At 72.2% G+C, this 26,922-nt stretch carries 26 protein-coding genes; 10 read left to right on the plus strand and 16 right to left on the minus strand.

Annotated features, from left to right (window positions below; translation table 11 throughout):
* Positions 1–65 precede the first annotated feature (65 nt).
* Both E4P38_RS09630 and E4P38_RS09635 read left to right on the plus strand, forming a co-directional pair.
* The gene (locus E4P38_RS09630; RefSeq protein ID WP_135131573.1) at positions 66–1,106 is read left to right on the plus strand and encodes an acyl-CoA dehydrogenase family protein; all 1,041 of its coding nucleotides are present in this window, start codon (positions 66–68) and stop codon (positions 1,104–1,106) included.
* An 11-nt stretch (positions 1,107–1,117) separates the two neighbouring features.
* Positions 1,118–2,308: an acyl-CoA dehydrogenase family protein gene (locus E4P38_RS09635; protein WP_135131575.1), complete on the plus strand. Its 1,191-nt coding sequence runs from the start codon at positions 1,118–1,120 to the stop codon at positions 2,306–2,308.
* A 15-nt stretch (positions 2,309–2,323) separates the two neighbouring features.
* Here E4P38_RS09635 and E4P38_RS09640 read toward each other — a convergent pair whose 3' ends face one another.
* The 3 genes from E4P38_RS09640 to E4P38_RS09650 form a co-directional block, all read right to left on the minus strand.
* Positions 2,324–3,904, minus strand: a complete 1,581-nt coding sequence (locus E4P38_RS09640; protein WP_135131577.1) for an MFS transporter — start codon at positions 3,902–3,904, stop codon at positions 2,324–2,326.
* 91 nt (positions 3,905–3,995) lie between these two features.
* Complete coding sequence (locus tag E4P38_RS09645) at positions 3,996–4,346, minus strand: cupin domain-containing protein (RefSeq protein ID WP_209309027.1); 351 nt, start codon at positions 4,344–4,346, stop codon at positions 3,996–3,998.
* A complete protein-coding gene (locus E4P38_RS09650; protein ID WP_135131579.1) occupies positions 4,343–5,101 on the minus strand; it encodes an SDR family NAD(P)-dependent oxidoreductase in 759 nt (252 codons plus the stop codon). The genes E4P38_RS09645 and E4P38_RS09650 overlap by 4 nt, the downstream gene beginning before the upstream one ends.
* A gap of 195 nt (positions 5,102–5,296) precedes the next feature.
* Between E4P38_RS09650 and E4P38_RS09655 the strand changes: the two genes are divergently transcribed.
* Complete coding sequence (locus tag E4P38_RS09655; RefSeq protein WP_135131580.1) at positions 5,297–6,076, plus strand: enoyl-CoA hydratase-related protein; 780 nt, start codon at positions 5,297–5,299, stop codon at positions 6,074–6,076.
* Positions 6,073–6,672: a flavin reductase family protein gene (locus E4P38_RS09660; RefSeq protein WP_135131582.1), complete on the plus strand. Its 600-nt coding sequence runs from the start codon at positions 6,073–6,075 to the stop codon at positions 6,670–6,672. Before E4P38_RS09655 ends, E4P38_RS09660 begins: the two co-directional genes overlap by 4 nt.
* Positions 6,673–6,676: 4 nt before the next feature.
* On the opposite strand, the gene E4P38_RS09665 is transcribed toward E4P38_RS09660, so the two are convergent.
* The 9 genes from E4P38_RS09665 to fdxA all read right to left on the minus strand — a co-directional run bounded on the left by E4P38_RS09665 (position 6,677) and on the right by fdxA (position 15,924).
* Entirely contained in the window at positions 6,677–8,266 is a 1,590-nt protein-coding gene (locus E4P38_RS09665; protein ID WP_167760510.1) for an MFS transporter, read from the minus strand.
* A gap of 20 nt (positions 8,267–8,286) precedes the next feature.
* Positions 8,287–9,186: an aldo/keto reductase gene (locus tag E4P38_RS09670; RefSeq protein ID WP_245160915.1), complete on the minus strand. Its 900-nt coding sequence runs from the start codon at positions 9,184–9,186 to the stop codon at positions 8,287–8,289.
* A complete protein-coding gene (locus E4P38_RS09675) occupies positions 9,183–10,652 on the minus strand; it encodes an MFS transporter (protein WP_135131584.1) in 1,470 nt (489 codons plus the stop codon). Before E4P38_RS09675 ends, E4P38_RS09670 begins: the two co-directional genes overlap by 4 nt.
* A gap of 117 nt (positions 10,653–10,769) precedes the next feature.
* Positions 10,770–11,540 (minus strand): vWA domain-containing protein, encoded by a 771-nt coding sequence (locus E4P38_RS09680; RefSeq protein WP_245160916.1) that lies wholly within the window; start codon positions 11,538–11,540, stop codon positions 10,770–10,772.
* A 234-nt stretch (positions 11,541–11,774) separates the two neighbouring features.
* A complete protein-coding gene (locus E4P38_RS09685; RefSeq protein ID WP_348633785.1) occupies positions 11,775–12,761 on the minus strand; it encodes a MoxR family ATPase in 987 nt (328 codons plus the stop codon).
* A gap of 51 nt (positions 12,762–12,812) precedes the next feature.
* Positions 12,813–14,045 (minus strand): CoA transferase, encoded by a 1,233-nt coding sequence (locus tag E4P38_RS09690; protein ID WP_167760511.1) that lies wholly within the window; start codon positions 14,043–14,045, stop codon positions 12,813–12,815.
* Positions 14,046–14,106: 61 nt separating this feature from the next.
* Positions 14,107–14,298 (minus strand): ferredoxin, encoded by a 192-nt coding sequence (locus tag E4P38_RS09695; RefSeq protein WP_135131588.1) that lies wholly within the window; start codon positions 14,296–14,298, stop codon positions 14,107–14,109.
* Positions 14,295–15,530, minus strand: coding sequence for a cytochrome P450 (locus E4P38_RS09700; RefSeq protein ID WP_135131589.1), 1,236 nt, complete (start codon positions 15,528–15,530; stop codon positions 14,295–14,297). The genes E4P38_RS09695 and E4P38_RS09700 overlap by 4 nt, the downstream gene beginning before the upstream one ends.
* Positions 15,531–15,579: 49 nt before the next feature.
* Positions 15,580–15,924, minus strand: a complete 345-nt coding sequence (fdxA, locus tag E4P38_RS09705; protein ID WP_135131591.1) for a ferredoxin — start codon at positions 15,922–15,924, stop codon at positions 15,580–15,582.
* 227 nt (positions 15,925–16,151) lie between these two features.
* Here fdxA and E4P38_RS09710 point away from each other — a divergent pair, with 227 nt between their 5' ends.
* A complete protein-coding gene (locus E4P38_RS09710) occupies positions 16,152–17,636 on the plus strand; it encodes an aldehyde dehydrogenase family protein (RefSeq protein ID WP_209309028.1) in 1,485 nt (494 codons plus the stop codon).
* Between the two features lie 36 nt (positions 17,637–17,672).
* Here E4P38_RS09710 and E4P38_RS09715 read toward each other — a convergent pair whose 3' ends face one another.
* On the minus strand, positions 17,673–18,857 hold the full coding sequence (locus E4P38_RS09715; RefSeq protein WP_135131593.1) for an FAD-dependent oxidoreductase: 1,185 nt from the start codon (positions 18,855–18,857) through the stop codon (positions 17,673–17,675).
* Between the two features lie 118 nt (positions 18,858–18,975).
* Between E4P38_RS09715 and E4P38_RS09720 the strand changes: the two genes are divergently transcribed.
* The 3 genes from E4P38_RS09720 to E4P38_RS09730 all read left to right on the plus strand — a co-directional run bounded on the left by E4P38_RS09720 (position 18,976) and on the right by E4P38_RS09730 (position 21,464).
* Positions 18,976–19,836 carry a mycofactocin-coupled SDR family oxidoreductase gene (locus E4P38_RS09720; RefSeq protein WP_135131594.1) on the plus strand — a complete coding sequence of 287 codons (861 nt, stop codon included), beginning with the start codon at positions 18,976–18,978 and terminating at the stop codon, positions 19,834–19,836.
* 66 nt (positions 19,837–19,902) lie between these two features.
* Positions 19,903–20,589, plus strand: coding sequence for a TetR/AcrR family transcriptional regulator (locus E4P38_RS09725; protein WP_135131596.1), 687 nt, complete (start codon positions 19,903–19,905; stop codon positions 20,587–20,589).
* A gap of 14 nt (positions 20,590–20,603) precedes the next feature.
* On the plus strand, positions 20,604–21,464 hold the full coding sequence (locus E4P38_RS09730; protein WP_135131598.1) for an NAD(P)-dependent oxidoreductase: 861 nt from the start codon (positions 20,604–20,606) through the stop codon (positions 21,462–21,464).
* Here the strand turns inward: E4P38_RS09730 and E4P38_RS09735 are convergent.
* Together E4P38_RS09735 and E4P38_RS09740 are read right to left on the minus strand one after the other, a co-directional pair.
* Positions 21,461–22,945, minus strand: a complete 1,485-nt coding sequence (locus E4P38_RS09735) for an aldehyde dehydrogenase family protein (RefSeq protein ID WP_209309029.1) — start codon at positions 22,943–22,945, stop codon at positions 21,461–21,463. The two genes, E4P38_RS09730 and E4P38_RS09735, sit on opposite strands and share 4 nt — an antisense overlap.
* Positions 22,946–22,985: 40 nt before the next feature.
* Positions 22,986–23,849, minus strand: coding sequence for an alpha/beta hydrolase (locus tag E4P38_RS09740; protein ID WP_209309030.1), 864 nt, complete (start codon positions 23,847–23,849; stop codon positions 22,986–22,988).
* A 193-nt stretch (positions 23,850–24,042) separates the two neighbouring features.
* Between E4P38_RS09740 and E4P38_RS09745 the strand changes: the two genes are divergently transcribed.
* Complete coding sequence (locus E4P38_RS09745) at positions 24,043–24,810, plus strand: SDR family oxidoreductase (protein ID WP_135131600.1); 768 nt, start codon at positions 24,043–24,045, stop codon at positions 24,808–24,810.
* Positions 24,811–24,823: 13 nt separating this feature from the next.
* Here E4P38_RS09745 and E4P38_RS09750 read toward each other — a convergent pair whose 3' ends face one another.
* Complete coding sequence (locus E4P38_RS09750) at positions 24,824–25,690, minus strand: FCD domain-containing protein (protein WP_209309031.1); 867 nt, start codon at positions 25,688–25,690, stop codon at positions 24,824–24,826.
* Positions 25,691–25,862: 172 nt separating this feature from the next.
* On the opposite strand from E4P38_RS09750, the gene E4P38_RS09755 reads away from it, so the two are divergent.
* Positions 25,863–26,915 (plus strand): NAD(P)-dependent alcohol dehydrogenase, encoded by a 1,053-nt coding sequence (locus E4P38_RS09755; protein ID WP_135131602.1) that lies wholly within the window; start codon positions 25,863–25,865, stop codon positions 26,913–26,915.
* Positions 26,916–26,922: the final 7 nt, after the last annotated feature.

Consider the following 26,922-nt stretch of genomic DNA (forward strand, 5'->3'; position numbering starts at 1 on the left):
GGCTCCTGCGGGTCAAGGTCGACGGAGGTATAGGCCCCACGGCGCCGAAGTGACATGGTGTCGATATGGACCGGTTCGAACTGCGTCGCCAGGACTTCTCCCTCGACGAGGACCAGAAGGCGCTCCAGACCTCCGTCGCCGAGTTCTTCGCCAAGCAGTGCCCGACCGGCACGGTGCGCGCCGCGGAGCCCCTGGGCTTCGACGAGGATCTCTGGCGCAGGGTCCTCGACCTGGGTGTGGCGTCGATGAGCCTCCCCGAGGCCCGCGGTGGGGACGACGCCACGCTCGTCGACCTCGTCCTGATCGCCGAGGAGTTGGGCCGAGCGGTCGCGCCCGTCCCCCTCGTCGGGCATGCCGTGGCGACCCGCCTCCTGGCCCGGGCCGGCGCCTCCGACGAGGTGCTGGCGCCCGCGGCCCGCGGCGATCGCGTGTTCGCGCTCGCCCCCGCCGCCGTGCGGAACGGTCGCCGGCAGCTGGTGCCCGACGCCGCTGTGGCCGCCGACGTGCTCGCGCTGTCCGGGGACAAACTGGCGCTCCACTCGGCGGCGGGACCGGCGCCGCACGTGGCCAACCAGGGCTCCACCCCACTTGCCTGGTGGGCTCCGGACCCGGGGCAGGAGCGGGTCGTGCTGGCCGTGGGCGACGAGGCCAGGGACCTGCACCGGGCTGCGGTCGCCGAGTGGCGGCTCCTGACGGCGGCAGCCCTGGTCGGACTGACGGAGGCCGCCCTGCACCTTGCGGTCGAGTTCGCGAAGACGCGCCGGACCATGGGGGTGCCGATCGGCACCCTGCAGGGTGTCGCGTTCCCCCTGGCCGACGTCGCGATCGCCGTCTCCGGCGCCCGGAACCTGGTGTGGAAGGCGGCCTGGCTCACCGAGCACGAGCCGGGATCGCGCCCCGAGCTCCCGCTGATGGCCTTCGACTACGCGGTCCGGACGGCGACCCACGGCACCACGACGTCCGCGCACATGCAGGGTGGCCTGGGATTCACCGCCGAGGCCGACGCGAGCCTGTACTTCCTGCGTGCCAAGGGCTGGAGCCTGCTCGCCGTAGGCCCAGGGGAGAACCTGCAGGACATCGGCGACCTGATCACCGGCACGGACTGAGGGACGAGGACATGGACTTCGGCACGATCGAACTCACGCCCGAGCAGCAGGAATTCGCCGACGAGGTGCGGTCGTTCCTCGACGCGCTCGTCACACCCGACGTGCTCGAGCACGAGCGGGCGCACGGCGACGGCTTCAACGAGCGCGTCCACCTCGCCCTGGGCAGCCGCGGCTGGCTGACACCGCAGTGGTCGCCCGAGGACGGCGGCGCGGGGCTGGACCCGCTCCGCCGCCGCATCCTGGAACTGGAACTGCAGCGCCACCGGGTCCCCGACATCACCGCGGGCACCACCAACCTGGTGTGGACGGCGGTCGACCGGTTCGCCGATCCCTCCCTGCGGGACGAGCTCGCACCCCGGGTCGCCGACGGCACCGCGCGCTTCTGCCTCGGTTACACCGACCCCGAGGGCGGCTCGGACATCGCGGCCTCGCGCCTGCGCGCCGTGCGGGACGGCGACGAGTGGGTGCTCAACGGCGCGAAGATGTTCACCACCGGCGCGCAGAACTGCCAGTACACCTTCCTGATCGCCCGCACCGACCCCGAGCTGCCCAAGCACAAGGGCCTCACCATGTTCCTGGTCCCGCTGGCCGCGCCGGGAGTGGAGATCCAGGCCATCCGCACGTTCGGCGGGGAGCGCACCAACGCCGTCTACTACGGCGACGTGCGCATCTCCGACCGCTACCGCCTCGGCGGCGTCAACGACGGCTGGGCGGTGCTGCACGGACCGCTCGACGAGGAGCACAGCGTCGGCACGGCCAGCGACGGACTCGCTGACCCGTCGGTCGGCCGCAGCTTCCTCCGCCCGCTGGAGGTCGCGCTCGACGAGACGCTCGCCTGGGCCCGCGAGACGGGGCCCGACGGCAGCCGCCCGGTCGACGACCCGTCGGTGGTGGCCCGGCTGGCCCGGGTCGCCGTCGAACTCGAGGCCGGCGTCGTCACGCCGGGGCCCATGGGCCGGGTCAAGGGTTCGCTCGCGATCGTGGAGGGCGCGGCCGAACTGCTGGACCTGACGGGGGCCGTGGGCCTGCTCTCGCCCGGCGCGGACGGGGCGCTCGGGGACGGCGACGTCGACTTCGCCCACCGGTGGGCACAGGGAACCGCCACGTACGGCGGCACCGTCGAGGTGTTCCGCACCATCATCGCCCAGCACGTCCTGGGCCTTCCTCGCGCCGGCTACCCCGGCAGCAAGGTGCTCATGTAGCGGTCCCGGCGCCGCTCAGCGGACGGTCGTCGCTTCGGGAACGGCTGCCCTCGGGGAGGCCGGCCCGCCCAGCAACCCGGACGCCGGCGGTGGCGCCACCGTCGGCATGAAGTCGACCTCGGTCTCCGCGGCCAGCGCCTCGGCGGCCGTGATGTGCACGTGCCGGCTGGGGGCGAGCCGGAACAGCGGCACGGCGACGGCGGTGGCCAGCAGACAGGCGCCGGCCGCCATCCAGAACACGGAGCTGAGGGCTCCGAAGGTGGGGAAGGACGCCCCGGCGATCAGGGTGGAACCCATCGTGACGACGGCAGCGATGGCGGCGCTGGACAGCGAGGTGCCGAACGAGCGCAGCAGCGTGTTCAGGCCGTTCGCCGACGCCGTCCCGGTCACCGGCACCGCACTCATGATCAGGATGGGCATCGCCGCGTAGGTCAGGGACGTGCCGACGCTGACCAGCATCGAGCCCGACACCACCTGCCACAGCTCGGCGCTGAAGAACACGCGGACGACGTAGGAGGCAGCCATGCTGCCCGCGCCGATCAGCAGCGTCGCCTGTGCCCCGATGCGGTTGATGACCGTCGCCGAGATCGGTGCCATCGCCCCGAAGACCAGGGCGCTCGGAGCCATCCAGACGCCGGTGCTGATCACGTCCAGGCCCAGGCCGAAGCCGGTGCTGGTCGGCAGCTGCAGCAGCTGGGTCGTCACGAGGAGGTTGGCGAACATGCCGAAGCCCAGGAGCACGGCGGTGATGTTGACCAGCAGCACGGCCGGCCGGCGGGCGATCCGGACGTCGACCAGCGGATTGGGCACCCGGAGCTGGAGGGGGACGAAGGACACCAGCAGGACCGCCCCGCCGAGGCCGGCACCGAGGGTGAGCGCAGACGCCCAGCCCCATTCCGCGCCCTTGGAGAGCGCGAGCAGGACGGCGGTCAGCCCCGTCGAGAGCACCAGTGCGCCGCGGAAGTCGAACCTGCCGCGCGTGCGTGTCGGGGACTGCGAGAGGACGAGGGGAACGGCCAGCAGCATGAGGGCACCGGCGACCGCGGTCACCCAGAACAGCGCGTGCCAGTCGAAGTGCTCGGCGATCAGGCCGGACAGCGGCAGCCCCGCCCCGGCCCCGATCGCCAGGGTGGCGCTCATGAGCGCCACACCAAGGGGCACGCGCTCGGAGGAGAGCTCGTCGCGCATGACCGCGATCCCGACCGGGATGAGGGCCAGCCCGACCCCCTGCATCGCCCGGCCGGCGACGACGGGGCCCAGCGAGTGGCTCATCGCCGCCAGCAGCGAGCCGCTGACCATGACCGCGAGGCAGACGCTCATCAGCAGGCGCTTGCCGAACATGTCCGCCAGTCGCGTCACGACCGGCGTCGCGACGGCGCCGGCGAGGAGCGTCGCCGTCACCAGCCACGAGGCGTTGCTCGCCGAGGTGTCCAGCAGTTCGGGCAGGTCCGGCAGCACGGGGATGATCAGCGTCTGCTGGAGGGCCGTGACCGTTCCGCACAGGGACAGCGTCGCCAGCACCAGCCCCATCGGCCTGCGCCGGGCGGCCGGGGCGGTGGCCGGGGGCAGCTGTCGTACCGGCGTCCGTCGGTTCACTGAGCTCCTCGGTGCCGGGCCTCTCGCGGATGCACCTTTAGGCCGTATAGCCAGATATACACCGGCGATCCGACCGGCGCGCGCACACCCGTCAGGACGGGTCCGCGACCTCGTGGGCGCCGGTGGTGACCGACACGTGGACCAGCCCGACCTGGGCGGCCGCACCGTGCACGTGCCACTCGCCAGGCGCTGCCAGGACGACGTCGCCGGGGCCGATCTCGAGCCGTTCGCCGCCCGCCTCGACGAAACCCTCGCCGGCCGTGACCACCAGCACCTGGCCCTCGCGGTGCATGTGCAACGGGGTGGCGGCGCCCGGCGCGAAGGTCATCAGGCCGACGTCGAGCGACCCGGGTGCGGACACCGGCCCCTGCAGCCAGTCGGCGGAGAGGCCGGCGCCGACGTCCGGACCGTCCGGCGCGGGACCGCCGCGGACCAGTCTCACTTGGGCCCGAAGCGCATTCCTGCGTCCAGCCGCAGGCACTGGCCGTTGAGCATCGGGTTGTCGACGATGGCGAGCGCGAGCTTGGCGTACTCCTCGGGCCGCCCCATCCGCTTGGGGAACGCGTTGCCGGCGATGAGCGGAGCGATCCGGCTGTCGTCCATCTTCGCCGTCCCGCCGGTGGCGAACAGGCTGGGGGCGATCGCGAGAACCCGGATCCCGAGTGAGCCGAGGTCGCGCGCCATGGTCAGGGACATCCCGGCGATCGCGGCCTTGGCGGCGGTGTAGGAGACCTGGCCGATCTGTCCCTCGAACGCGGCGATGGACGCGGTGTTGATGATGACGCCGCGCTCGTCGTCCTCGGGCTCGTTGCGGCTCATGTAGTCCGCCGACAGCCGGTTGATGTTGAAGGTGGCGACGACGTTGAGGTCGAGCACCCGGCGGAAGGTCTCCAGGTCGTGCGGGCCCTCCTTCGTGAGCGTGCGCTTGGCCGCGCCGCCCCCGGCCGTGGTGACGGCGATGTGCAGCCCGCCGAGCGCGGCCACGGCGTCGTGCAGGGCCCGCTCGGTGCCGTCGAAGTCGGTGACGTCGCACTCGTAGAACGTGCCGCCGAACTCGGCCGCGACCTCGGCGCCGGCCGAGGTGGGCCGGTCCAGCACCGCCACGTCGGCGCCGCCCTTGGCGAGCGCCTGTGCGGTCGCGCGGCCCATGCCCGATGCGCCCCCGACGACGATGGCCTTCTTGCCCTGGATCTCCACGTGAACTCCCTTGTCCCGGATGCGGTGAGGGGTCGGCGGAGCGGCAGTCAGCGTGCGAGCCGGTCCGCAGAACGGTCCTTGCGCACTACCTTATGGTAAGCCTTTCGTGACTGCGCAAGAGACGGTTCCCGTCGAGGTGCAGGAGTCCGCGCGCACGGCGCGGCACGGGCCCGGTCACACGATGGAGGACACGCAATGGCAGAGGTCGAGAAGGAGCGCCGGGGCGCGGTGCAGGTGCTGAGGATCAACCGTCCGGAGGCGCGCAACTCGCTCAACATCGGGGTGCTCGCCGGCCTCGGCAACGGCATCGCGGAAGCCGACGCCGACCCGGAGATCCGGTCGATCGTGATCACGGCGACCGGCGACAAGGCGTTCTGCGCGGGCATGGACCTGCGCGGCTTCGCCGAGGGCACCGGCGGCGCGCAGTCCGACGAGGACAAGGCCGGTCTGGCGGGCTACCAGCGGTTCGTGCGCGAGGGCGTCGATACCCCGGTGATCGGGGCCGCCAACGCCACGGCGGTCGCCGGCGGGTTCGAGCTGCTCCTGGCCTGCGACATGGTGGTCGCCTCGTCGGCGGCCCGGTTCGGCCTGCCGGAGGTCAAGCGCTCGCTGTTCGCCGCGGGCGGCGGCGTGTTCCTCGGCGGCCGCATCCCGCTGGCCGTCGCCCTCGAGCTGACGCTCACCGGTGACTACGTGGCGGCCGAGCGCGCGTTCCAGCTCGGGCTGATCAACCGCGTCGTCGCCCCGGAGCAGGTGCTCGACGAGGCGGTGGCCCTGGCCGACCTCATCTCGGCCAACGGCCCGCTCGGCGTGCAGGCCACGAAGCGGCTGGTCCGCGCGGCCGCGGTGCTCCCGGCCGACCAGGTGTGGGCTCTGCAGGCGGAGCTCCAGCCGGAGGTGTTCAACAGCGTCGACGCCAAGGAGGGCGCCACCGCCTTCATCGAGAAGCGGGCTCCCGTCTGGCAGGGGCGGTGACCGAAAGCCTCGACCTGGCCGCTGCCGACGCCGTCCTCTCCGGGCTCCGGCCGTTCCCGGTGGCGGTCACCACGACGGCGGGCGGCCGGGCCAACGGGCTGATCTCGCTCTCCGCCGGGGCGGGCAGCGTGCTGCGGGAGGCGCCGCGCGTCCAGATCAGCCTGGCCAAGCGGAACCTGACCCACGACCTGGTCAAGGAGTCGGGCGTCTTCGCGATGCACCTGCTGGCCGGCGGCGACGACGACGTCCTGGCGGCCTCGCTGGCGATCATCATGACGCTCGGCGGGAGCTCCGGACGCGACGGCGACAAGCTCGCGACGCTGGCCACGAAGCCGGGGGTCACGGGGTCGCCGATCCTCACCGACGCCCTGAGCTACGTGGAGGGCCGGGTGGTCGCGTCGCTCGACACGGAGGAGAACACGCTGTTCCTCGCCGACGTCGTCGCGGCCGACCGCCTGCGGCGCGCGCCCCGGCTCGACATCGGCACCGCGTGGAAGGCCCTGCCTCCGGAGTGGACGCAGAGCTACGAGCGTGGCCTCGTGCACGAGTACAACGCGGCACGGCGCGGCAGGGGACTACCCGAACAGCCGGTGTGACGGCTCAGGTCGTCTCGAAGGCCGTGCCGGTGGGGTCGACCGAGCGCGGGTCCTGCTCGACGTGGTGCACCTCGGCCGGAGCCGTCCGGCGGCCGGGGATGGTGGCCGCGGCGTACGCGGCACCGCACAGGGCGATGCCGGCGGCCACCCACAGGGACAGCCGGATGCCGGACACGTACGCCTCGTGGGCGGCGAGCTCGAGCGCCGCACGCGCCTGCGCCGGCAGCCCCGCGCCGACCGCCAGGGCGTCGGTCAGCGACGTGCCGGCCGCCTCGGCCGCCACCGGGCTGACGCCCCGGTCCGGTGCGGTGAACGAGGCCGTGTACCCGACCGCCGTCAGCGCTCCGCCCAGGGCGACGCCGAGGGCCTGACCGACCTGGCGGGTGAGCTGGTTGACCGCCGAAGCGCCACCGGACCGCTCGGCGGGCACCGAGGTGACCACCGCCTCCGTGCTGGCCGGTACGAAGGAGCTGAACGCCAGGGCCATCAGCGCGAAGCCCAGGCACAGGACGAGGTATCCCGAGTTCACCGTCATGGTGGAGATGACGAGCGCCGCGCAGGCGATGAGCGCGATGCCGCCGCTGACCATGGCCCGGATGCCGAACCGCTCGATCAGCCACGGGGTGCGGGGCACGACGAGGAAGTTCACGACGGTCACGGGCACCGAGATCGCCACCGCCGCGGCCAGGGGGGTGTAGCCCTTGCCCAGCTGGAGCGCCAGGCCGGCGAGGTACATGGCGCCCGTCATCGCCAGGAACGCGACCGTGAGCGCGACGGTGGCGCCGCGCAGCTGCCGGTTGGCGAAGATGGTCAGGTCCAGCATGGGCGCGGGCGTCCGCCGTTCCCAGGCCACGAACGCGGCCCCCAGCGCCACGGCTGCGGCGAACACGCCGAGGACGACGCCGTCCGTCCACCCCCGCGAGGGGCCCTCGATGATGCCCCAGATCAGCGCCCCGAGCGCTGCTGTCGAGAGCACGCCCCCGGCCACGTCGAAGCGGGCCGCCGCCGGGTCCCGCGAGGTCGGGACGACGACGTAGCCGAGGACCACCGCCACCACGATCAGCGGCAGCGTGACGTAGAAGCAGGACTGCCACGAGGTCCAGCCCAGCAGCAGCCCGCCGGCGATCGGGCCGATGAAGGCGCCGGTCGCGTTCATCAGCGTCCAGTAGGCGATCGCCCGTGTGCGCTGCGCCGGCTCGGTGAAGACGTTGACCAGGATCGACAGGGTCGCCGGCATGACGAGCGCCGCCCCGATCCCCATCACCGTGCGCCAGACGATCAGCGGACCCGGGTTCTGCGAGAGCGCCGCAGCGACGGAGGCGAGCCCGCACAGCACCAGCCCGGCCATCATCACGCCCCGGCGGCCGAACCGGTCGGCCACCGCCGCGCCGGTCAGGAGCACCCCGGCGAACGCGACGATGTAGGAGTCGACGATCCACTGGAGCTCGGCGTCGTCCGCGCCGATGTCCCGGACCAGGCTCGGCAGCGCGACGTTCAGGATGCTGGTCTGGATGGTGACGACCACCAGGCTGATGCAGAGCACGGCGAGCGCCCACCACGGATGCGCGGCGACCCCGGCGGCGTCCTGCGCCACGGGACGACGCCGGAGTGCCATTACAGGGCGGCGGCCCGGTCGATGCGTCCGTAGTCCTCGTCCGACAACGACACCCAGGCCCCGTCGATGTTGTCGTCCAGGTGGGCCACCTTGGAGGTCCCCGGGATCGGCAGCATCAGCGGCGAACGCCGGAACAGCCAGGCGAGGGCGACCTGCTGGGGCAGCACGCCCATCTCGGCCGCCACCTCGGCGACCGTGCGGCCCGCCAGGTTCGGCTGGACGGCGATCGGCTGCCAGGGGAGGAACGGGATGCCGGCCGCCTCGCACGCGGCCAGGACACTCTCGAAGGCGCGGTCGGAGGCGTTGTAGCGGTTCTGCACCGAGACCACCGGGAACATCGAGCGGGCCAGCTCCAGCTGGGCCTCGCTCACGTTGCACACCCCGATGTGCGCGACCTTGCCCTCCTGCTGCAGGTCGGCGAAGGCGCCGAGGGTGTCGGCGTAGGGAACCGAGGGGTCCGGCACGTGCACCTGGTAGACGGGCAGGCAGTCCAGCCGGAGCGCTGTCAGGCTCTTCTCGGCCTGGACCCTGATGTTCTCCGGCCGGCCGCTGGGCGGCATGGTCGCGTGCCCGGGGTCCATCCGGGCCGGCCGGAAGCCCGCCTTGGTGCCGATCACCAGGTCGTCGGGATAGGGGTGCAGCGCCTCGGCGATGATCTCCTCGGACTCGCCCAGCCCGTAGATGTCGGCGGTGTCGAAGAACCGCACGCCGCGCTCGTACGCCCGCCGGCACAACCGCACGGCCTCGGCGCGGTCCCGCTTGCCCTCGGCGTTGCGGGCGCTGGAGACGCGCATCGCGCCGAAGCCCAGCCGCCCGACCGTGCGGTCGCCGAGGGAGACGGTGCCGACGGTGGTGTCGTCGAGTGTGCGTGCGTCCATCGGGATCTCCTCGGTGGTCATGGGTGCTCCTGCTTTAGGGGGAGGACCTCGCGGCCGTCGTCCACCGGGGGCGGCAGGTGGGGCTCGATGGCCCGGCTGTCGTGCATCCGCAGCGCGAGCACCGCGGCGGCGGCGGCACACCCGGCGGTCAGCAGGAAGACGAGCACGAACGGGCCCGGGGTGGTCGAGTCGGCGGCCAGCGCCGTGAAGAGCCCGATCCCGACGACGGCGCCGATCTGGTTCGCCGTCTGCTGCAGCGAGACGGCCACGCCGAAGTCCTCCTCGCGGACGGCGTGGCCCATGGCGGAGATCAGCCCCGGCTGGGCGTGGCCGAGGGCCCAGCCGCTCAGGGGAAGGGCGAGGGCGATGACGACGACGCTCTCGATGGCCGCGCCCACCGCCATCAGTCCCAGGACGAGCGCCAGCGCGGCGCTCGCGACGATCACGAGCCTCCGCTCGCCGTAGCGAACGCCGAGGCGTCCGGCCACCGGCGCGGCCAGCATGATGAAAGTCGCCCGCGGGACGGTGATCAGCGACGTCACCGCGACGGAGATGCCGAGCACCGAGAGCAGTAGCAGCGGTGTGATGACGAAGTTGCCCATCCAGCCGGCACCGAGCAGGAACGTCGCCGCGCAGACCACCCGGGTGTTCCTGGCGGCCAGCACCCGCAGGGGGAGCAGGGGCGAGGGGGCCCGGCGCTCGATCACGACCAGCGCCCAGACGGCGAACGGAACGAGCGCCAGGCAGATCAGGGGGATCGGCGACAGGCCCCAGGCGCCGAGCCGGTTGATCCCGAAGGTCAGCAGGAGCGTCGCGATCGCCAGCGCCGCCGCGCCGGCCACATCCAGGTCGCCCTCGGCGCGCACCCCGTCGTCCTTCGGGAGCGTGGCGAGCGCGAACGCCAGCGCCAGGAAAGCGATCCCCGCGTGCACGAGGAAGATCGGCCGCCAGCCGACGAGGTCCACGAGTGGGCCGCCGATCACCACGCCGACAACTGCGGCGCCCGCGAGGGTCCCGGAGGCGAGCGAGGACGCCCGCACCCGCTGCTCGGCGGGATACGCGCGGAACAGGATGGCGAAGGTCGCGGGCACGGTGGCGGCCGCCCCGAGCTGCGACAGCGTGCGGAAGGCGATGAGGCTGGGCGCGCCCCAGGCCATCGCGGTGAGGACCGAGAAGGTGCCGGCGAGGATCAGGCCGAACAGGTACAGCCGGCGGTGACCGCGCAGGTCACCCAGTCGGCCCAGCACGGGTGTCGCGACCGCGGAGGCCAGCATCGGCGCCGTCGTCACCCAGGCGATGGTCGAGGGCATCGAGTCGAGGTCGAGGGCGATCGGTTGCAGCGAGATCGTCAGGATTGTCGCCGGGAACGTGGTCGAGAAGATCCCGATCAGGCAGGCGACGAGCAGCCACCGGGCGCGGCGGGCATCCCCGGCGGACTCATCGGTGGCAGCGGAGAGCCCGGAAGCACGTGGCGAGCTGATGCGGATCGCGTCCTCGTCGTCGGGAGGGCGGCGAACACCAGGCCGAAGTCCCCTCCCGACCGATGTTCTTCGATCGGGAGGCGGCCGTCAAGAGCGTTCCGGGAAGGCTTTCGATATCACCGTTCAGCGGCGGTCGGCGAACAGGTCGCTCATCGCCGGGGGGACGTCCCGGTGGGTGCGGATCAGCCGGACGCGACCGCGGCCCATGGCGGCCAGATCCCGGCCCAGGTCGGTATCGACCTCGCCGGAGACGTCGACCAGCACGTCCAGTCGCGGGAGGCCGGCGGCCACCGTCCGCGGATCGGGTCCGGCGTTGTGGACGCAGTCGGACAGGAGCAGCACCCGAGCGTCCCGCGGGGAGACGCCGGCGAGCTGACGGCGGGCCACCTCGAGGGCGAACGCCACGTTCGTCAGCCCGCCGGTGGGCACCCGGAGCAGGAGGTCCAGGAGAGCGGTCGGGTCGACGGGCTCGCCGAGCCGCAGCAGGACCGCGGCGTCGGACCAGAAGGCGACCACCGCGACCCGGTCGCGGGCCAGCTCGCCGGCCAGCGCGCCGACGGCCGCGGCCGCCGTGCGTATCCGCTCGCCCCGCATGGATCCGGAGACGTCGACCACCAGGACGACCGACCGGCGCATCCGCCGGTGCTCCCGGACGACGACGTCGTCGTCGTCGGGGAATGGCGTCTCGGCCAGCGCATCCAGGGTGCGGTCGAGATCGATGTCGTCCGACCCCGCGCGCCACCGGACGCTGGTGAGCTCTCCACCCGCGGCCCGGGCGCGGTCGTCCTTCCGGGGGCGGGCGACGGCAAGCCGGCGGGCGATCTCCCGGGCCCGTCGTCGTGCGAGCGCGTCGCCGTCCGTCGTGGAGGCGTCGAGGTCGGCGAGGGCGATCACCTCGCCCTGCTCGTCGGAGGAAGCCGGGGTGGTGCCGCCGGCCGGGCCCGACGGGCCGTCGCGGCGAGGTGAACTCGTCGTGGTGACGAGGGCCTGCCCGCCGCTGCCGGGGCGGAAGAGTGCGGGCTCGGTGTCCAGTTGCTTGGGCCGGCGGCGGAGCGGCTGGAGGTGGCGGCGTGGTCCGGTGCCGCGCCGGCCCGGCCGCGAGACCGGCGAGTCCGCAGCGACTGTCCTTCAACCGGGGTCGGCCGCGGCGGGCTGCAGGAGGAAGTGGTCCTCCCAGATCTCCCGGAGCACTGCCTCCGGCGACTCCGCGAGGGTCTCGTCGAGGTGGATGCGACCCGACAGCGCCACGAGCATGGCGTCCAGCACCACGGCGGTGTAGTCACCGGGCAGGTCGCGCGGCGGAAGTTCCGAATCCACCTCGGGCAGCGCGACATCGCGCAGCGCGGCCAGCTGGGCAGCCACCAGCGCCACGTCGATGGCGCCGCGCACACTGCTGCCCTGGCGGACGGCCTCGCATTCCCGGGTCGCCCTCGTCACGGCGACCGCGTCGGCGATCAGCCGGCCGGAGTCCACCTCGGTCCGCCAGGAGACGATGCCCCGTTCTGCGGCGGGGTCCTGGTAGTCGACGGCGAGGCGGCACAGGCGGTCCAGGACGCCCGACGACAGCCGCGTCGTCCCGATGTTGTCGTAGGGGTTCATCGAGGCGACGACCCGGAAGGTCGACCGGGCCTCCACCGTGCCCAGGCGCGGCACGGTGATGCGTCGCTCGGCCATCGCGGTGAGCAGTGTGTTGAGCGTGTCCTCCGGCGCGCGGTTGAACTCCTCCACGTACAGGAAGCCCCCGCTGCGCATGGCGGTCACCAGCGGTCCGGCGACGAAGTTGTCCTCGGTGTAGTCCTCCCGCAGGACCCGGGCCGGGTTGTGGTGACCGACGAGTCGCGCCGGGGTGAGGTCGGCGTTGCCCTCGACGAAGAGCAGGGGGATGCCCCACTCGTGGGTGATCGACCGCAGCAGGGTGGATTTCGAGGTCCCCGGCGGGCCCTCGATGAGGACGTCGCGGCCTGCCGCGATGGCCGCCAGCAGCAGGTCCAGTTCCCGTTCCCTGCCGACCAGGTGCGTGGCGATCCGGGTGCGCAGCTCGCGGACGGCGGCACCGTCGACCCGGGTGACCCGGACACCGGTGATGTCGGTATCGGGCTGGGTGCCGGTGGTGATCTCGCTCGTGGCGTGCTCCTCGGGGTGACGGCGGACAGGGCGGGGGAGTTCTCAGGTGACGGCGCCGGCGATCTTGAGCTGGAGGAGCTCGTCGTCGGTCTTCCCGAGCTCGCGGAGGATCTCGTCGGTGTGCTCCGCGAACTGCGGGGCACGGGAACTGGTCGCCGGGGTCTCATCGAACTGCACGGGGTTCGCGACGAGCTCGCGGGGGATCCCGTCGGCGTCGGTGACCTGCGCGATGAACCCGTTCTGCCGCAGTGCGGTGTCCATCCCCACCTCGTAGGTGTTCTGGACCAGCGCCCACGGCCCCGTCGTGCCCTCCATCCGCGCGACCCATTCGTCATAGCTCAGGCCACCGAGGATCTCCGCGACGATCTCCGCGGCGTCGAGGGCATTGGCCATGATCTTCGCGGTGGTGTCGAAGCGCTCGTCCCGGGCGAGCTCCGGACGGCCCACGGCGGCGCAGAACTCCGGCCAGTACTTCCCCGGCTGCAGCATCGTCAGCATCACCCAGCGGCCGTCGGCGGTCCGGTAGGCGCCGGCGAGGGGGTTGCCGGCCGACCCGTGCTTCGGTGCCACGGTCGGGGGGAGCGGCCCGCCCGCCAGCAGGGCGAGATTGACCGAGAACTGCGTCGCCCAGGCACCTACGCCCAGCAGCGACACGTCGACGATCGACGGGTCGCCGGTGACCTTCCGGGCGTACAGCGCGGCGGCGATGCCGCCGGCGATGGTCATCCCGCCCATCGAGTCCCCGTACGCCCCGGTGGGCATGCCGAGCAACTGCTCGGCGCCGGGCGGGGTGACGCTCGCGGCGCTGCCGCCGCGGCCCCAGAAGGCTGTGCTGTCGTACCCGCCCTTGTCGGCGTCGTCCCCGCGGGCGCCGAAGCCGCTGCCCCGGACGTAGATGATGTCCGGGTTGATCGCCCGCACGTCCGCCACGTCGATCCCGAGCTTCGCCCTGGCCGACGGCAGGTAGTTGGTGACGAAGACGTCGGAGCGGCCGATCAGCTCGGCGAGGACCGCCTTCCCCCCGGGGGTCGCGAGGTCCAGCCCGATGCTGCGCTTGCCCCGGTTCGGGCCTTCCATGATCGGGAAGAAGGTCGTCGTCGGGTTGACGACGTCGAGCCCCAGCAGCCGGACGAGCCCGCGCTGCGCGTCGCCGGTGACCGCGTGCTCGACCTTGATCACGTCGGCGCCCCACTCGGTGAGCACCGCCCCGGAGGCCGGCACGAACGTGAACTGGGCGACCTCGAGGACGCGGACGCCGTCCATCGGACGATTCACCGGATCTCCTTCGTTCGTGGTTGCGGGTCCAGGGCCTGACCGGCCCGGGACCCGCATCGCATCACTCGGCGGTCGAGATCGCCCGCTCGGGACAGACGTTGACCGCGTCCTGGGCCTGGTCGGCGTAGGCGGGCGGCACGTCCGGTGCTATCACCGTGCCGTAGCCGCTGTCGTCGTCGGTGAAGACCTCCGGGGCCAGTTCGTAGCACCGGCCGTGGCCCTGGCAGCGGCCCTGGTCGATGGCGACCTTCATCGGGCGTCTCCGGCAGGGACGTCCCACACCAGCGGCAGGTGGTCGATGCCGCGCAGGGACGACGGGGTCCACTCCACGGCGACCCCCGGCTTCAGGCGGTACTCGGGGATCCTCCGGTGCCATTCGCGGATCACCACGCGCAGCTCCATCCGGGCCAGGTGCGAGCCGAGGCACCGGTGGGGGCCGCCGCCGAAGGCCAGGTGGCTCTTGTCCTTGCGCCGCAGGTCGACCTGCTGGGAGCCCGGGACGTCGGGGTCGAGGTTGGCCGCGGCGAGAGCCGGCAGCACCAGGGTGCCGGCGGGGATGGGGCAGCCGGACAGCTCGGTGTCCCGGGTCGCCCGGCGCGCCGCGGCGCCCATGACCGGGCTCTCCCAGCGCAGCAGCTCCTCGATGAGTCCGTCCATGGACTCCGGTTCGTCGACGAGCAGCTGGCGGGCCTCCGGGTGCTCGATCAGGTAGTTGAAGATGCACTCCAGCGAGATCGTCACCGTGTCGAGGCCGGCCGCCAGGAGCAGGAAGAGGATGCGGAGGATCTCGCTCTCCGACAGCTTCCGGCCGTCGTCGACGTCGGTGGTGAGCAGGAAGGTGATCAGGTCGTCCCGCGGCTGCTCCCGGCGCGCGGCGAGCTCCTGGGAGAACCGCTGGTAGATCTCCCCGACGGTCTGCATCTGCAGCTGCTGCCCGGCCTCGCGGCTGCCGGCGACGATCTCCGGGCGGATCATGATGTCCTTCCAGCGCACCATGTCGTCGAGCTCCTCCTCGGGCAGACCGAGCAGGGTGAGGAACGTCAGACAGGGCAGCGGGACGGCGACGTCGGCGGAGAAGTCGCACTGGCCGGTGTCGATGAACGCGTCGATCATCTGGTTCACGTGGTCGGTCACCGCCGGCTCGAGCGCCTTCATCCGCTTCGGCGAGAACAGCGGGTCGAGAACCCTGCGGTAGATCGAGTGCTGCGGCGGGTCGACGCCCAGCGGGATGACCGGCTCGGCGCTGCCCATGATCGGCGTCGTCTCGTTCGACCACAGGTCGGTGTCGCGCAGGACCGATTCGACGTCGGCGCGCGAGAGCGCCGCCGGGCCGTCGCGGTGCTCGTCGAAGTCGACCGGGCACCGGGCGCGCAGTTGCGCGTAGTAGGCGCGCGGGTCGTTCGCCCGCTCGCGCATGAACTGCTCGAGCCGGGCCTCCCGCTCGGCGTCCGGGGGTCCGGCCTCGACGGTGGTCTGGGCAGCCATGGGCGTCTCCTCTGTCTCGGAACTGGGCAGGCGGATCGAGCGGGTGGAGCTAGTCGGAGCGCGGGCCGGCGGCCTGCACGAGGTCGGTGTCCTGGCCGACGACGCCGACCCGGTCGGAACCCATGGGCGTGCCGAGCGGCGCGTTGCGCCCGGGTAGGACGTCGGTGAAGAAGCGTGCGTTGTCGGCCTGGTGGACGCGCAGCGCGTCGGGCAGGTCGTCCTCGTAGTAGATGGCGTCGCTGGGGCAGGCCGGCTCGCAGGCGCCGCAGTCCACGCACTCCTCGGGGTTGATGTACAGCGCCCGGGCGCCCTCGTAGATGCAGTCGACGGGACATTCCTGGATGCACGTGCGGTCCAGGACGTCGATGCATGCCTCGGTGATCACGTAGGTCACTGGGGGTCCTCGTCTCGGTGGCGCGGCGGGTCACGTCAGCTGCCGGGTCGCCTCGGGTGCCACGGCCACGCGGCGAGCGAACGAAACTGCATTCGGTATCGCGCCTGAGACGACAGACCGATGTGTATCAGTGTCGCGCGTCACATACAAGCCTTGAGTGTGGTCTGGCTCACGCGTAATTTCCGGCACTACGGCTCATTCGCGAGACGCAACCCACTGGAGGACTCATGTCGGACCCAGGCCTCGTTCCCTACGACCCCGAGCGCCGGATGCTCATCGACGGCACGTTGGTCGAGGCCGCGTCCGGCAAGACCTTCGACAACATCAATCCGGCCACCGAGGAGGTGCTGGGGGACGTTGCGGACGCCGACGCAGAGGACATGCGCCGAGCCATCGCCGCGGCGCGGCGGGCGTTCGACGAGACGTCGTGGAAGACCGACCACGCGTTCCGTGCCCGCTGCCTGATCCAGCTGCAGGACGCGATCCAGGGCGAGCTCGAGCAGTTCCGCTCCGAACTCGTGGCCGAGGTCGGCACCCCGGTGATGGTCACCAGCATCGCCCAGCTCGAGGCGCCGCTCGCGGACGCCTTTGCCTGGCCGGCCAAGCACATCGAGGAGTTCCAGTGGGAGCGCGAGCTGCCGAAGGCAGCCCCCTTCGGCGTGCCCAGCCGGCGCTTCGTCTGGAAGGAGGCGCTGGGCGTCGTCGGCAGCATCGTGCCGTGGAACTATCCCTTCGAGGTCACCGCCAACAAGCTTGCGCAGGTGCTCGCGACCGGCAACACCACCGTCCTCAAGCCGGCTCCCGACACCCCCTGGAACGCCACCCGGCTGGGCCGGCTGATCCTCGAGCGGACCGACATCCCGGCGGGTGTCGTCAACGTGGTGACCTCGTCTGACCACCTGGTCGGTGAGGAGCTGACACTCGACCCGCGCGTCGACATGATCTCGTTCACCGGCTCCACCGTGACCGGCAAGCGGATCATGGAGAAGGGCGCGGCCACCCTGAAGCGGGTGTTCCTGGAGCTGGGCGGCAAGTCGGCGATGATCGTGCTCGACGACGCCGACTTCGCATCCGTCGTCCCGAGCGGCATGTCGGTCTGCATGCACGCCGGCCAGGGCTGCTCCATGCAGACCCGCATGCTCCTGCCCCGCTCCCGCTACGAGGAGGGCGTCGAGCTCATCACCGCGGCGATGAAGCAGGTGCCCTACGGCGACCCGACCGACCCGAACAACATGATGGGTCCGGTCATCAGCGCCAAGCAGCGGGCCCGCATCGAGGGCTACATCCAGAAGGGCGTCGACGAGGGCGCCAAGCTCGTCGTCGGTGGCGGACGTCCTGCCCACCTGCCGAAGGGCTGGTTCATCGAGCCCACGCTCTTCGTGGACGTCGACAACTCGATGACCATCGCGCGGGAGGAGATCTTCGGCCCCGTGCTCACGGTCATCCCGTACGACGACGACGAGGACGCGATCCGGATCGCCAACGACAGCGAGTACGGGCTGTCGGGCGGCATCTTCTCCGCCAGCAACGAGCGGGCCATGGCCATGGCCCGCCGGCTGCGGGTCGGATCCCTCGGGGTCAACGGCGGCGTGTGGTACTCCGCGGACTCGCCCTACGGCGGCTACAAGGCCAGCGGCGTGGGCCGGCAGAACGGGATCGAGGGGTTCGAGACGTACCTGGAGACCAAGGCCGTCGCCATCATCGACAACTGAGCGCTGGTCGGGTCGACTCGCCGCCGCCCGCCCTCGTCAGGCGCGGGCGGCGGCGAGGGCGTCCTCGTAGGGTGCGCCGTCCCGGAGCAGCGGCCGCATCCGCATGACCCACCTCGGTGCGGCGGCTCCGAGCACGGCGGTGACGACGCCGTCGCGGCCGTAGACGGCCAGCAGCCGGTCGGCATCCGGGCCCACGCGCAGCAGGGTCACCTGGTCGTCGGGGTGCGGCATGCCCAGGATCTGGAGCTTGGACCCGTACTGGTCGCTCCAGAAGTACGGGACCTCCGCCAGGGCGACCGGCGCACCCGCCAGGTCCCGCGCCACGGCGGTGCCCTGGTCGGCCGCGCTGGTCCAGTGCTCCATCCGCAGGTGCGTCCCGAACAGCGGGTGCTCCCACCGGGCGACGTCGCCGGCTGCCCAGACCCCGTCCACCGAGGTGCGGCCGGTGGCGGTGCAGACCACGCCGTTGTCGACCGCGATCCCCGAGCCGTCGAGCCACTCGGTGTCCGGCAGCACGCCCAGGCCGACCAGGACGACCGGTGCTGAGAGGGTGGACCCGTCCGACAGCAGGAGTTCGCGGTCGGGTCCCTCGCCGCGTGCCTCGACGACCGACCTGCCGCACAGCAGGCGTACCCCGGCGTCCTCGTGCATCCTGGCGACCTCGGCGGCCACCTGCCCTCCGAGGATGCGGGCCAGCGGCGCGGGGAGGAGTTCCAGGAGGGTGACGTCGGCGCCGAGCGCGCGGGCGCTCGCCGCGACCTCGCACCCGATGAGTCCACCGCCGACGATCGTGAGGGTCCCGGTGCGCCGGATGTCCTCCGCGAGCGAGCGCGAGTCCTCCAGGGTGCGCAGCACGTGTGCGCCGGCGCCGCTGATGCCCGGCAGCGTGCGCGGACGGGCGCCCGTCGCGACGACCAGTGCGTCGTAGTCCAGTCGCTCGCCGTCGTCCAGCAGGACGGTCCGCTCGCCCGGGCGCAGGGCCACGGCGCGGCTGCCTAGGCGCAGGTCGACGTCGAGGTCGCTCCAGTCGTCCCGCAGGGGGGCGTCCGGCCGCTCGCCCCGCAGCACCTGCTTGGAGAGCGGTGGCCGGTCGTAGGGCGCGTGCGCCTCCGCGCAGACGACGGTGATGCGGCTGTCCAGGCCGAGCCGCCGCGCCTCCTCGACCGTGCGCGTGGCCGCGAGACCACCGCCGGTGACCACGATCGAGCGGGGGGCTGTCATGGGACCTCCGAGCAGTCGAGTTTCCCGGCAGAGATTTCTTGCCACGGTGTCGCACGGGATGGTTGCATGCGGATGGCTTGCATGCGATGCACGTCACATCTAACGAGGAGGCAGTGGCATGGGCCGTGTCGAAGGCAAGGTCGTCTTCATCACCGGAGCAGCACGGGGCCAGGGTCGGGCCCACGCCTTGCGCCTTGCCGAGGAGGGTGCCGACATCATCGGCATCGACATCTGCGAGGACATTTCGACCAACGCGTACCCGATGGGCTCCCGGGAGGAGCTCGATGAGACCGTCCGGATGGTCGAGAAGCTCGACCGCCGGATGATCGTCAGCACCGCGGACGTCCGCGACCGGGCGGCGGTCAAGGCCGCCCTCGATGCCGGGGTCGCCGAGCTCGGCCGGCTGGACGCCGTCGTCGCGAACGCCGGCATCTGTCCCCTGGGCACCACGGGTGGCGAGGCCTTCGTCGACGCCCTGCAGGTGGACTACGCGGGGGTCATGAACGCCGTCGAGGCCGCCCTTCCGCACCTGGAGGACGGTGCGTCGATCGTCGCCACCGGCAGTCTCGCGGCGCTCCTGCCCGGCACGGTGGACGCGCCGGGCAGCGGCTCCGGCGGCCTGGGCTACTCGCTGGCGAAGCGGTTCATCGCCTCGTTCGTCAACGACCTCGCCTACGTCCTGGCCCCGCAGAAGATCCGCGTCAACGCCGTCCACCCGACGAACGTGAACACGATGCTGCTCAACAACGACCAGATGTACGGGATCTTCCGTCCGGACATCGAATCCCCGAGCCGGGACGACGCACTGGTCGCCTTCCCCGCGATGCAGGCGATGCCCATCCCGTTCGTGGAGCCGGAGGACATCGCCGCGATGGTGCTGTTCCTGGTCTCCGACGAGTCGCGCTACGTCACGGGCATGCAGATGCGCGTGGACGCCGGCGGTTACGTCAAGAGCCGTCCGCAGCAGCCGACGTTCTGACACAGTGCCCCGTGGCGGCCCGGTCCGGACCGCCGCGGGGCATCGGTGTCGAAGGAATGGGAGCCGATGACTGAGACCGTCGAGGTGGCCGGCACGATCCGGGTGCGGCTGGACGAGGCATTGCTGGACTACCTCCGATCCGTGCACGGCGATGGCGCCCTCGGCGAGATCAGCGTGGATGCGGTCGCGCAGGCAGCGGGCGTCTCGCGGGCCACCGCCTACCGGTATCTCGGCAGCCGCGACGAGTTGCTCTACCGCGCCGCGATCATGCTGGCCGAGGCGCACATGGGGCGCTGCGAGGAGATCCTGTCGCGCACCGCCACGGTGGCCGACCGCCTCGAGGAGGCGTTCGCCTACACCGTCCGGGAGACGACGGGCGACGAGCTGCTCCAGCTGCTCCTCCGGTCGCCCCGCGCCGAGGCCATCGACGAGGCGCTGCGCGCCATGACGGGCGACCTCTTCTCGGAGGCGGTCCGCGCCGGGCAGGAGGACGGGCAGGTCCGCACGGACGTCTCCGCCCCGGAACTGATCGCCTGGCAGGTGGAGCAGCTCTACGTGGTCGTCCGGCTGGCGCTGGACGAGGAGCAGGCGCGCTCCTACGTCCGGCGCTTCATGGTGCCGGCGCTGCGCCCGGCGGGGGAGCCCGACGCCGGCCTGAAGCCGCACGTGCGCGCCGTTCTCGACGACGTCCACCGCCGGCTGCAGGACCTCGACCGGAGCGTGGGCAGAGCCCGTTCGGCACTGGACGACTGAGCCGGGGGTGCGGCATGCGCGTCGGGTTCGTCGGGCTCGGAGATCAGGGCGGCCCCATCGCGTCCCGGATCCACGGCGGGGGCTTCCCGCTCACGCTCTGGGCCCGTCGCGGCCGCTCCCTGGAGCCGTTCGCCGGCACTGACGTCGAGATCGCGGCCGGCCCGGCGGACCTGGGCCGGCGGTCCGACGTGGTGGGGGTCTGCCTCTTCGACGCGGCCGGCGTCCGGGAGGTGCTGCTGGGGCCGGGCGGGGTGGTCGAGGGGATGCGCCCCGGTGGGATCGTTCTCGTGCACACCACGCTGTCGCCCGACGAGGTGCGCGACATCGCTGCCGAGGTGACCGCCGCCGGTCTGTCGTTGCTCGACGCCCCGGTCAGTGGCGGCAACGCCCGGGCGGTGGAGGGCACCCTCACGGTCATGGTGGGCGGCGACCGGCAGGCGCTGGACCAGGTGCGGCCGGTCCTCGCGACCTACGCCACCGACGTCGTGCACCTGGGCGGCATCGGAGCCGGACAGACCGCCAAGCTGCTGAACAATGCCTTGTTCACGGCGCAGCTCGTCCTCGCCGACGACGTCCTCCGCATCGGGGAGGTGCTCGGCCTGGATCCGGGGAGCCTGGCCAGGGTCCTCGGGACCAGCAGCTCCGCGGGCACCGCCTCGCGCGTCCGCTTCGACGTCGGCTCGCTGGCGGGGCTCGCCGCGTCACTGGCCGATGCAGCTCTGAGCAAGGACGTCGGCCTGCTCGGGCAGGCGATGGCCGGCCGGCCACGGGAGGACGTCCTGGCGGTCGCGGAGCGCTTCGTCGCCGCGATGGAGGACGCCCGCGGCGCCGGCGCCCCGGAGGACGCCGGCGGCCGGGCGGTGGACCGGCGCTAGGAGAGCCAGCCGACCAGCTTGGTCTCGGTGTACTGCTCGAAGCCCTCGATGCCGTTCTGGCGGCCGATCCCGCTGGTCTTGTAGCCGCCGTAGGGGGCGTCGGCGCCGTACCAGATGCCGCCGTTGACGGAGATGGACCCGGTGCGGATGCGGTCGGCGATGGCCATGCCGCGCTCCAGGGAGCCGGAGAAGACCCCGCCGGAGAGTCCGTACTGGCTGTCGTTGGCGATCCGGATCGCGTCCTCGTCGTCGTCGTAGGGGATGACGGCGAGGACGGGGCCGAAGACCTCCTCCTGGGCGATGGCCATCGAGTTGTCGACGTCCACGAACAGCGTGGGCTCGATGAACCAGCCCTTCGGCTGGTTCGCCGGGCGGCCGCCACCGACGACCAGCCGGGCGCCCTGTTCCACGGCGCGGTCGATGTGTCCCTGGACGCGGTCCCGCTGCAGGGCGCTGACCTGCGGCCCCTGGATGTTGCTCATGTCCTTCGGGTCGCCGTAGGGGATGTTCTGCATGACGGCGGTGAGGATGGCGACGCCCTCGTCGTAGCGGCTGCGGGGGAGCAGCACGCGGGTCTGCAGCGCGCAGCCCTGCCCGGCGTGCATGCACGCGGCGGCGGCCGAGGGGAGGACGGCGGCGAGGTCCGCGTCGTCGCAGACGATCATCGCCGACTTGCCGCCGAGCTCCAGGAACACCTTCTTGAGCGTCGCCGCGCCCTTCTCCATGATCCGCTTGCCGGTGGCGGTGGAGCCGGTGAAGGAGATCAGGTCGACGCGGGGGTCGAGCGTGAGCTCCTCGCCGACCAGGTGGTCAGAGGAGGTCACGACGTTGACCACGCCGGCCGGGATGTCGGTCCGCTCGGCGATGAGCCGGCCGAGGCGGGTGGCGTTCCACGGGGTGTCGGGGGCGGGCTTGATGATCACGGTGTTGCCGGTGGCCAGGATCGGGCCGAGCTTGTTGACCGTCACCTCGAAGGGGAAGTTCCAGGGGACGATCGCCCCGATCACCCCGAGGGCTTCCTTGCGGACGGCGCGGTGCGAGGTCAGCCCGGCCAGGTCGTTGTCGGGGAGCCGGCGCTCCCAGGGGTACTCCTCGATCATCTTCGCCGGCCAGCGGAAGGCATCCGCGAGCGGCCAGTCCAGCTGGGCGGAGTAGGTCACCGCCACCGGCGTGCCGACCTCGTCGACCAGCTCGGCGCGGAACTGGTCGACCTCGGACTCGATCGCCTCCTGGAGCTGCTCGAGGCAGTGCTTGCGGAAGGTGTGGTTGGTCGACCAGTCGGTCTCGTCGAAGGCGCGTCGGGCCGCGGCGATGGCCCGGCGCATGTCCTCCTTGGTGCCGTCGGCGACCTGGCCGAGCACCTCCTCGGTGGCCGGGTTGACGTTGTCGAACTCGGCTCCGTTCGAGGCGCCGACGAGCTCGCCGTCGATGAGCATGCGCTTCTCGGGGGTGTAGCCGGCCAGGGCGGGGATCTCGGTCATGAGGTCGGTCCTTCTTCGTTGATGGACGGGAGGGAAGAGGTCAGCGGGGGAGTGCGTCGAGGAAGCCGAGCACCTCGCGGGTGAAGACGTCGTTGTCGTCGCCGGCCACCATGTGCCCGGTGCCGCGGACGTCGACGAAGCGCGAGCCGGGCACGAGTTCGAGGAGCTCGGCGGCGCCCTCGGGGCTGACGACGTCGGACTGCTGCCCGCGCACCAGGAGGGTCGGGATGGTCAGCGACCGGGCGGCGTCCTTCAGCCGCTCGTAGCTCAGCACGCCGCGGGTCTCGTCGTCGTCGCCACCGTCGTCGCGCCGCATGAGCGCCGGGTCCCAGTGCCAGTGCCAGCGGCCGTCGTCCCGCAGCCGGACGTTGCGCTTCAGCCCCTCGAGACTGGCCGAGCGCTCCCGGTGCGGGTTGTAGGCGGACACGGCGTCGGCGACCTCCTCGAGGGTCGCGAACCCGTCCGGATTGGCCGTCATGAAGTCCTTGACCCGTGCGGCGCCGACCGGCTCGATGCGCGGGGCGACGTCGACGAGGACCAGCCCGCGAGCCTTCAGGTGCCCCTCGCCGGCCGCCACGAGCGACGTCACCCCGCCCATCGACGCGCCGATGAGGACCGGCGGCTGGTCGAGTGCGGCGGTCACCGCGACCAGGTCGCCGATCAGGGCGTCCATGGAGTAGTTGCGGTCGGGCGCCCAGGAGCTGTCGCCGTGGCCGCGCGTGTCCAGCGTGACCGACGTCCAGCCCTGCGTCGACAGGGTGCGGGCGGCGTTCTTCCACGAGTGCCGGGTCTGGCCACCGCCGTGGGTGAGCAGCGCCGTCCCGCGGGGGTCCTCGGCGGCGAACACGTCCGCGGCCAGCTCCACACCGTCCGCGTCGAACCGCCGCTGCACCGGATCTGCCACAGCTCACTGCTCCCGTCCAGCCGCCGGCACGATGCGGCTCAGAGCCGCCCGTGCCGGGGAACGCCGCTGCGACGTCGGCCGCAGGGCCGTGCGAAGGTGCTTATCGAGACCCTTGCAGTAGACCACGCCACACGCGTATGACCGAGTCCGGATCCCGCAGGCACCGATGCCTCGTCGGTAGACAGGAGCACCCATGTCCCGCTGGCAGGACAAGGTCGTCCTCATCACCGGAGGCGGGGCGGGCATCGGCCGCCACTACGCCCACCGCTGGGCCGCAGAGGGCGCGTCCCTCGTCATCGCCGATCTCGACCCGGCGGCCCATGGCCGGGTCGTCGAGGAGCTCGAGGGCCTCGGGGCGCAGGCACTCGGGGTCACGATGGACGTCTCCGACGCGGCGGCAGTCGAGGCGGCGGTGGGGGGCGCGGTCGACCGGTTCGGCGGGATCGACGTCCTCGTCAACAACGCGGGCATCCACCTGCAGCACGCGCAGCTGCCGTTCACCGTCGAGGCCGTGCCGAAGTGGCGGCAGGTCCTCGAGGTCAACGTCCTCGGGGTGCTGACCTGCTCGGCAGCCGCGCGCACCGCCATGGCCGGACGGGACGGTGCGGCGATCGTCAACCACTCGTCGATGGCCGCCTACCTCGGCGGCGGGGCGTACTCGGTGTCCAAGCTGGCGCTGAACTCGCTCACCGTGGGCCTGGCGGAGGCATTCGCCGAGGACGGGATCCGGGTCAACGGCATCGCGCCGGGGCTGGTCGACTCCGAGTCGGCGGTCGAGTGGATGAACGACCCCGAGCGGGCCGGCATCCAGCAGACGCTGGTGGCCGGGCAGATGATCAAGCGCCCCGGGCGGATGACCGACCTGGCCGACGTGGCCCTCTGGCTGTGCTCGCCGGAGGCGAGTTTCGTGACCGGTCAGACGATCCTCGTGGACGGCGGCTTCACGAAGAAGCCGTACTGATCCCTGGGTTGGCTCAGGCGGTCTCCTCCCGGCTGCGGCCCGCGGGGAACGACAGGCGCCGGAATCCCGCGGTCGCATCCGGTGAGGTCGCGTCGATCAGCCGGTCACCGAGCCCCGCCAGGATCAGCTCCTGGCGGCCCTCCCCGTGCCGTCGGGCGAGGTCCTCCGCGGCTGCGGCGTCGCCGGCCCCGATGGCCCGTGCCATCCGGCGGTGCTCGTCCAGCAGGTGCTCCCGGCCGGCGACATCGGGGTACCGCCCGGTCTGCCACGTCTCGCTCGCCCAGGTCTCCTCCTGCGTCGTCCAGACGGCGACCAGGCTGCGGACCAGCAGGCGGACGGCGGTGTTCGGTGTGCTGTCGACGACCAGGTCGTGGAACTCCCGGCCGAGCCGCGTGAACTCCGGGCCGTCGTCCAGCGCGTCGGCGGTGCGGGCCAGGTTGTCCTGCAGGGCCGGGAGCAGCGCCTGGTGACGGTCGGGACGGGTCGCGCAGGCCGCGGCGCAGACCGGTTCGAAGAACAGCAGCGCCTCGGCCAGCTCCCGCAGATGGGTGCGCTCGCCCTGCAGCGTGAGACCGATCGCGTGGGCGACGGAGGCCCCGTCGGGGCGGTGCACCTCGGCACCTCCCACCTTGCCGCGGCGGACGGTGATGAGCCCCTCGACCTCCAGGATCCGCAGGGCCTCCCGGACCGACGGCGCGCCGACCCCGAACGTCGCCATCAGCGACTCCTGCGTCGGCAGCGTCCCGACCCCGGCACCGAGGATGCGCTCGCGCAGCTGGGCGGCGACCGTCTCGGCGACGCGGTCCGACCGTGGACGGCGAGGGCCCCCGGGATCGCCGGCTGTGTCCCCGGATGTCTCCCCGGTCCTGTCCCCGCTCACCGGCTCCAGGATGACAGGTCGGCGTCCGCCCGGCCTGTGGATCGGGCCGCCGTTGACACCGCTCGGCGGTGTAGCGGAGTATCCGGTAAGCCTTACGACGACGCCCGCCGCGGCCTCGTCCTCGTGTGCCGTCCCCTCTCCGGTCGGTCACCTCCTGCGCCGAGAGGTCCCCATGCCCACGACAGTCCCCGCCCTCGTCGCCCCCGCTCCCGGTGCGAAGTTCGAGCGCTCCAGCATCGCGCGCCGCGACGTCGGGGAGCACGACGTGCTGATCGACATCGCCTACGCCGGCATCTGCCACTCCGACATCCACCAGATCCGGGAGGAGTGGGGCGCCTCGATCTTCCCGATGGTGCCCGGCCACGAGATCGCCGGCGTCGTGAGCGCCGTCGGCCCCGGAGTCACCCGGTACGCCGTCGGTGACCGGGTCGGCGTCGGCTGCTTCGTCGACTCGTGCCGCGAGTGCGAGCACTGCCTCTCCGGCGACGACCAGTACTGCCTCAAGGGCAACGTCGCGACGTACAACGGCAAGGACTACTCCGGCGAGGTGACCTACGGCGGCTACTCCACCGCGGTGGTCGTCGACGAGAACTACGTCCTGGGGATCCCCGAGGGCATCGCGCTCGACGAGGCGGCGCCGCTGCTGTGCGCGGGCATCACCACGTGGTCGCCGCTGAAGCACTGGAACGCCGGGCCCGGCATGAAGGTCGCCGTCGTCGGCATGGGCGGGCTCGGGCACATGGCGGTCAAGCTCGCCGCCGCCCTGGGGGCAGAGGTGACCGTGCTCAGCCAGACGCTGTCGAAGGAGGAGGACGGTCGCCGGTTCGGCGCCGCGCACTACGTCGCGACCAGCGACCGGGCCGCCTTCAAGGAGCTCAGGGGCACGTTCGACCTGATCATCAACACGGTCTCTGCCGACATCAAGGTGAACGCGTTCCTCGGCCTGCTGCGCCTCGACGGGACGTTGGTCTTCGTCGGGGCTCCGGAGAACGCCCAGTCGTTCAACGTGTTCTCGCTGCTCGGCGGACGCCGCAGCCTGGCCGGTTCCGCCATCGGCTCGATCCGCGAGACGCAGGAGATGCTCGACTTCTGCGCCGAGCACGGGATCGGCGCCGAGGTCGAGACCATCTCGGCCGACCAGGTGGACGCCGCCTACGACCGCGTGGTCGACAGCCAGGTGCGCTACCGGTTCGTCATCGACACCGCCACGATCCCCGCACCCTGACGGCGGG

It is taken from the genome of Blastococcus sp. CT_GayMR16 (assembly GCF_004570875.1).
GTDB lineage: Bacteria > Actinomycetota > Actinomycetes > Mycobacteriales > Geodermatophilaceae > Blastococcus_B.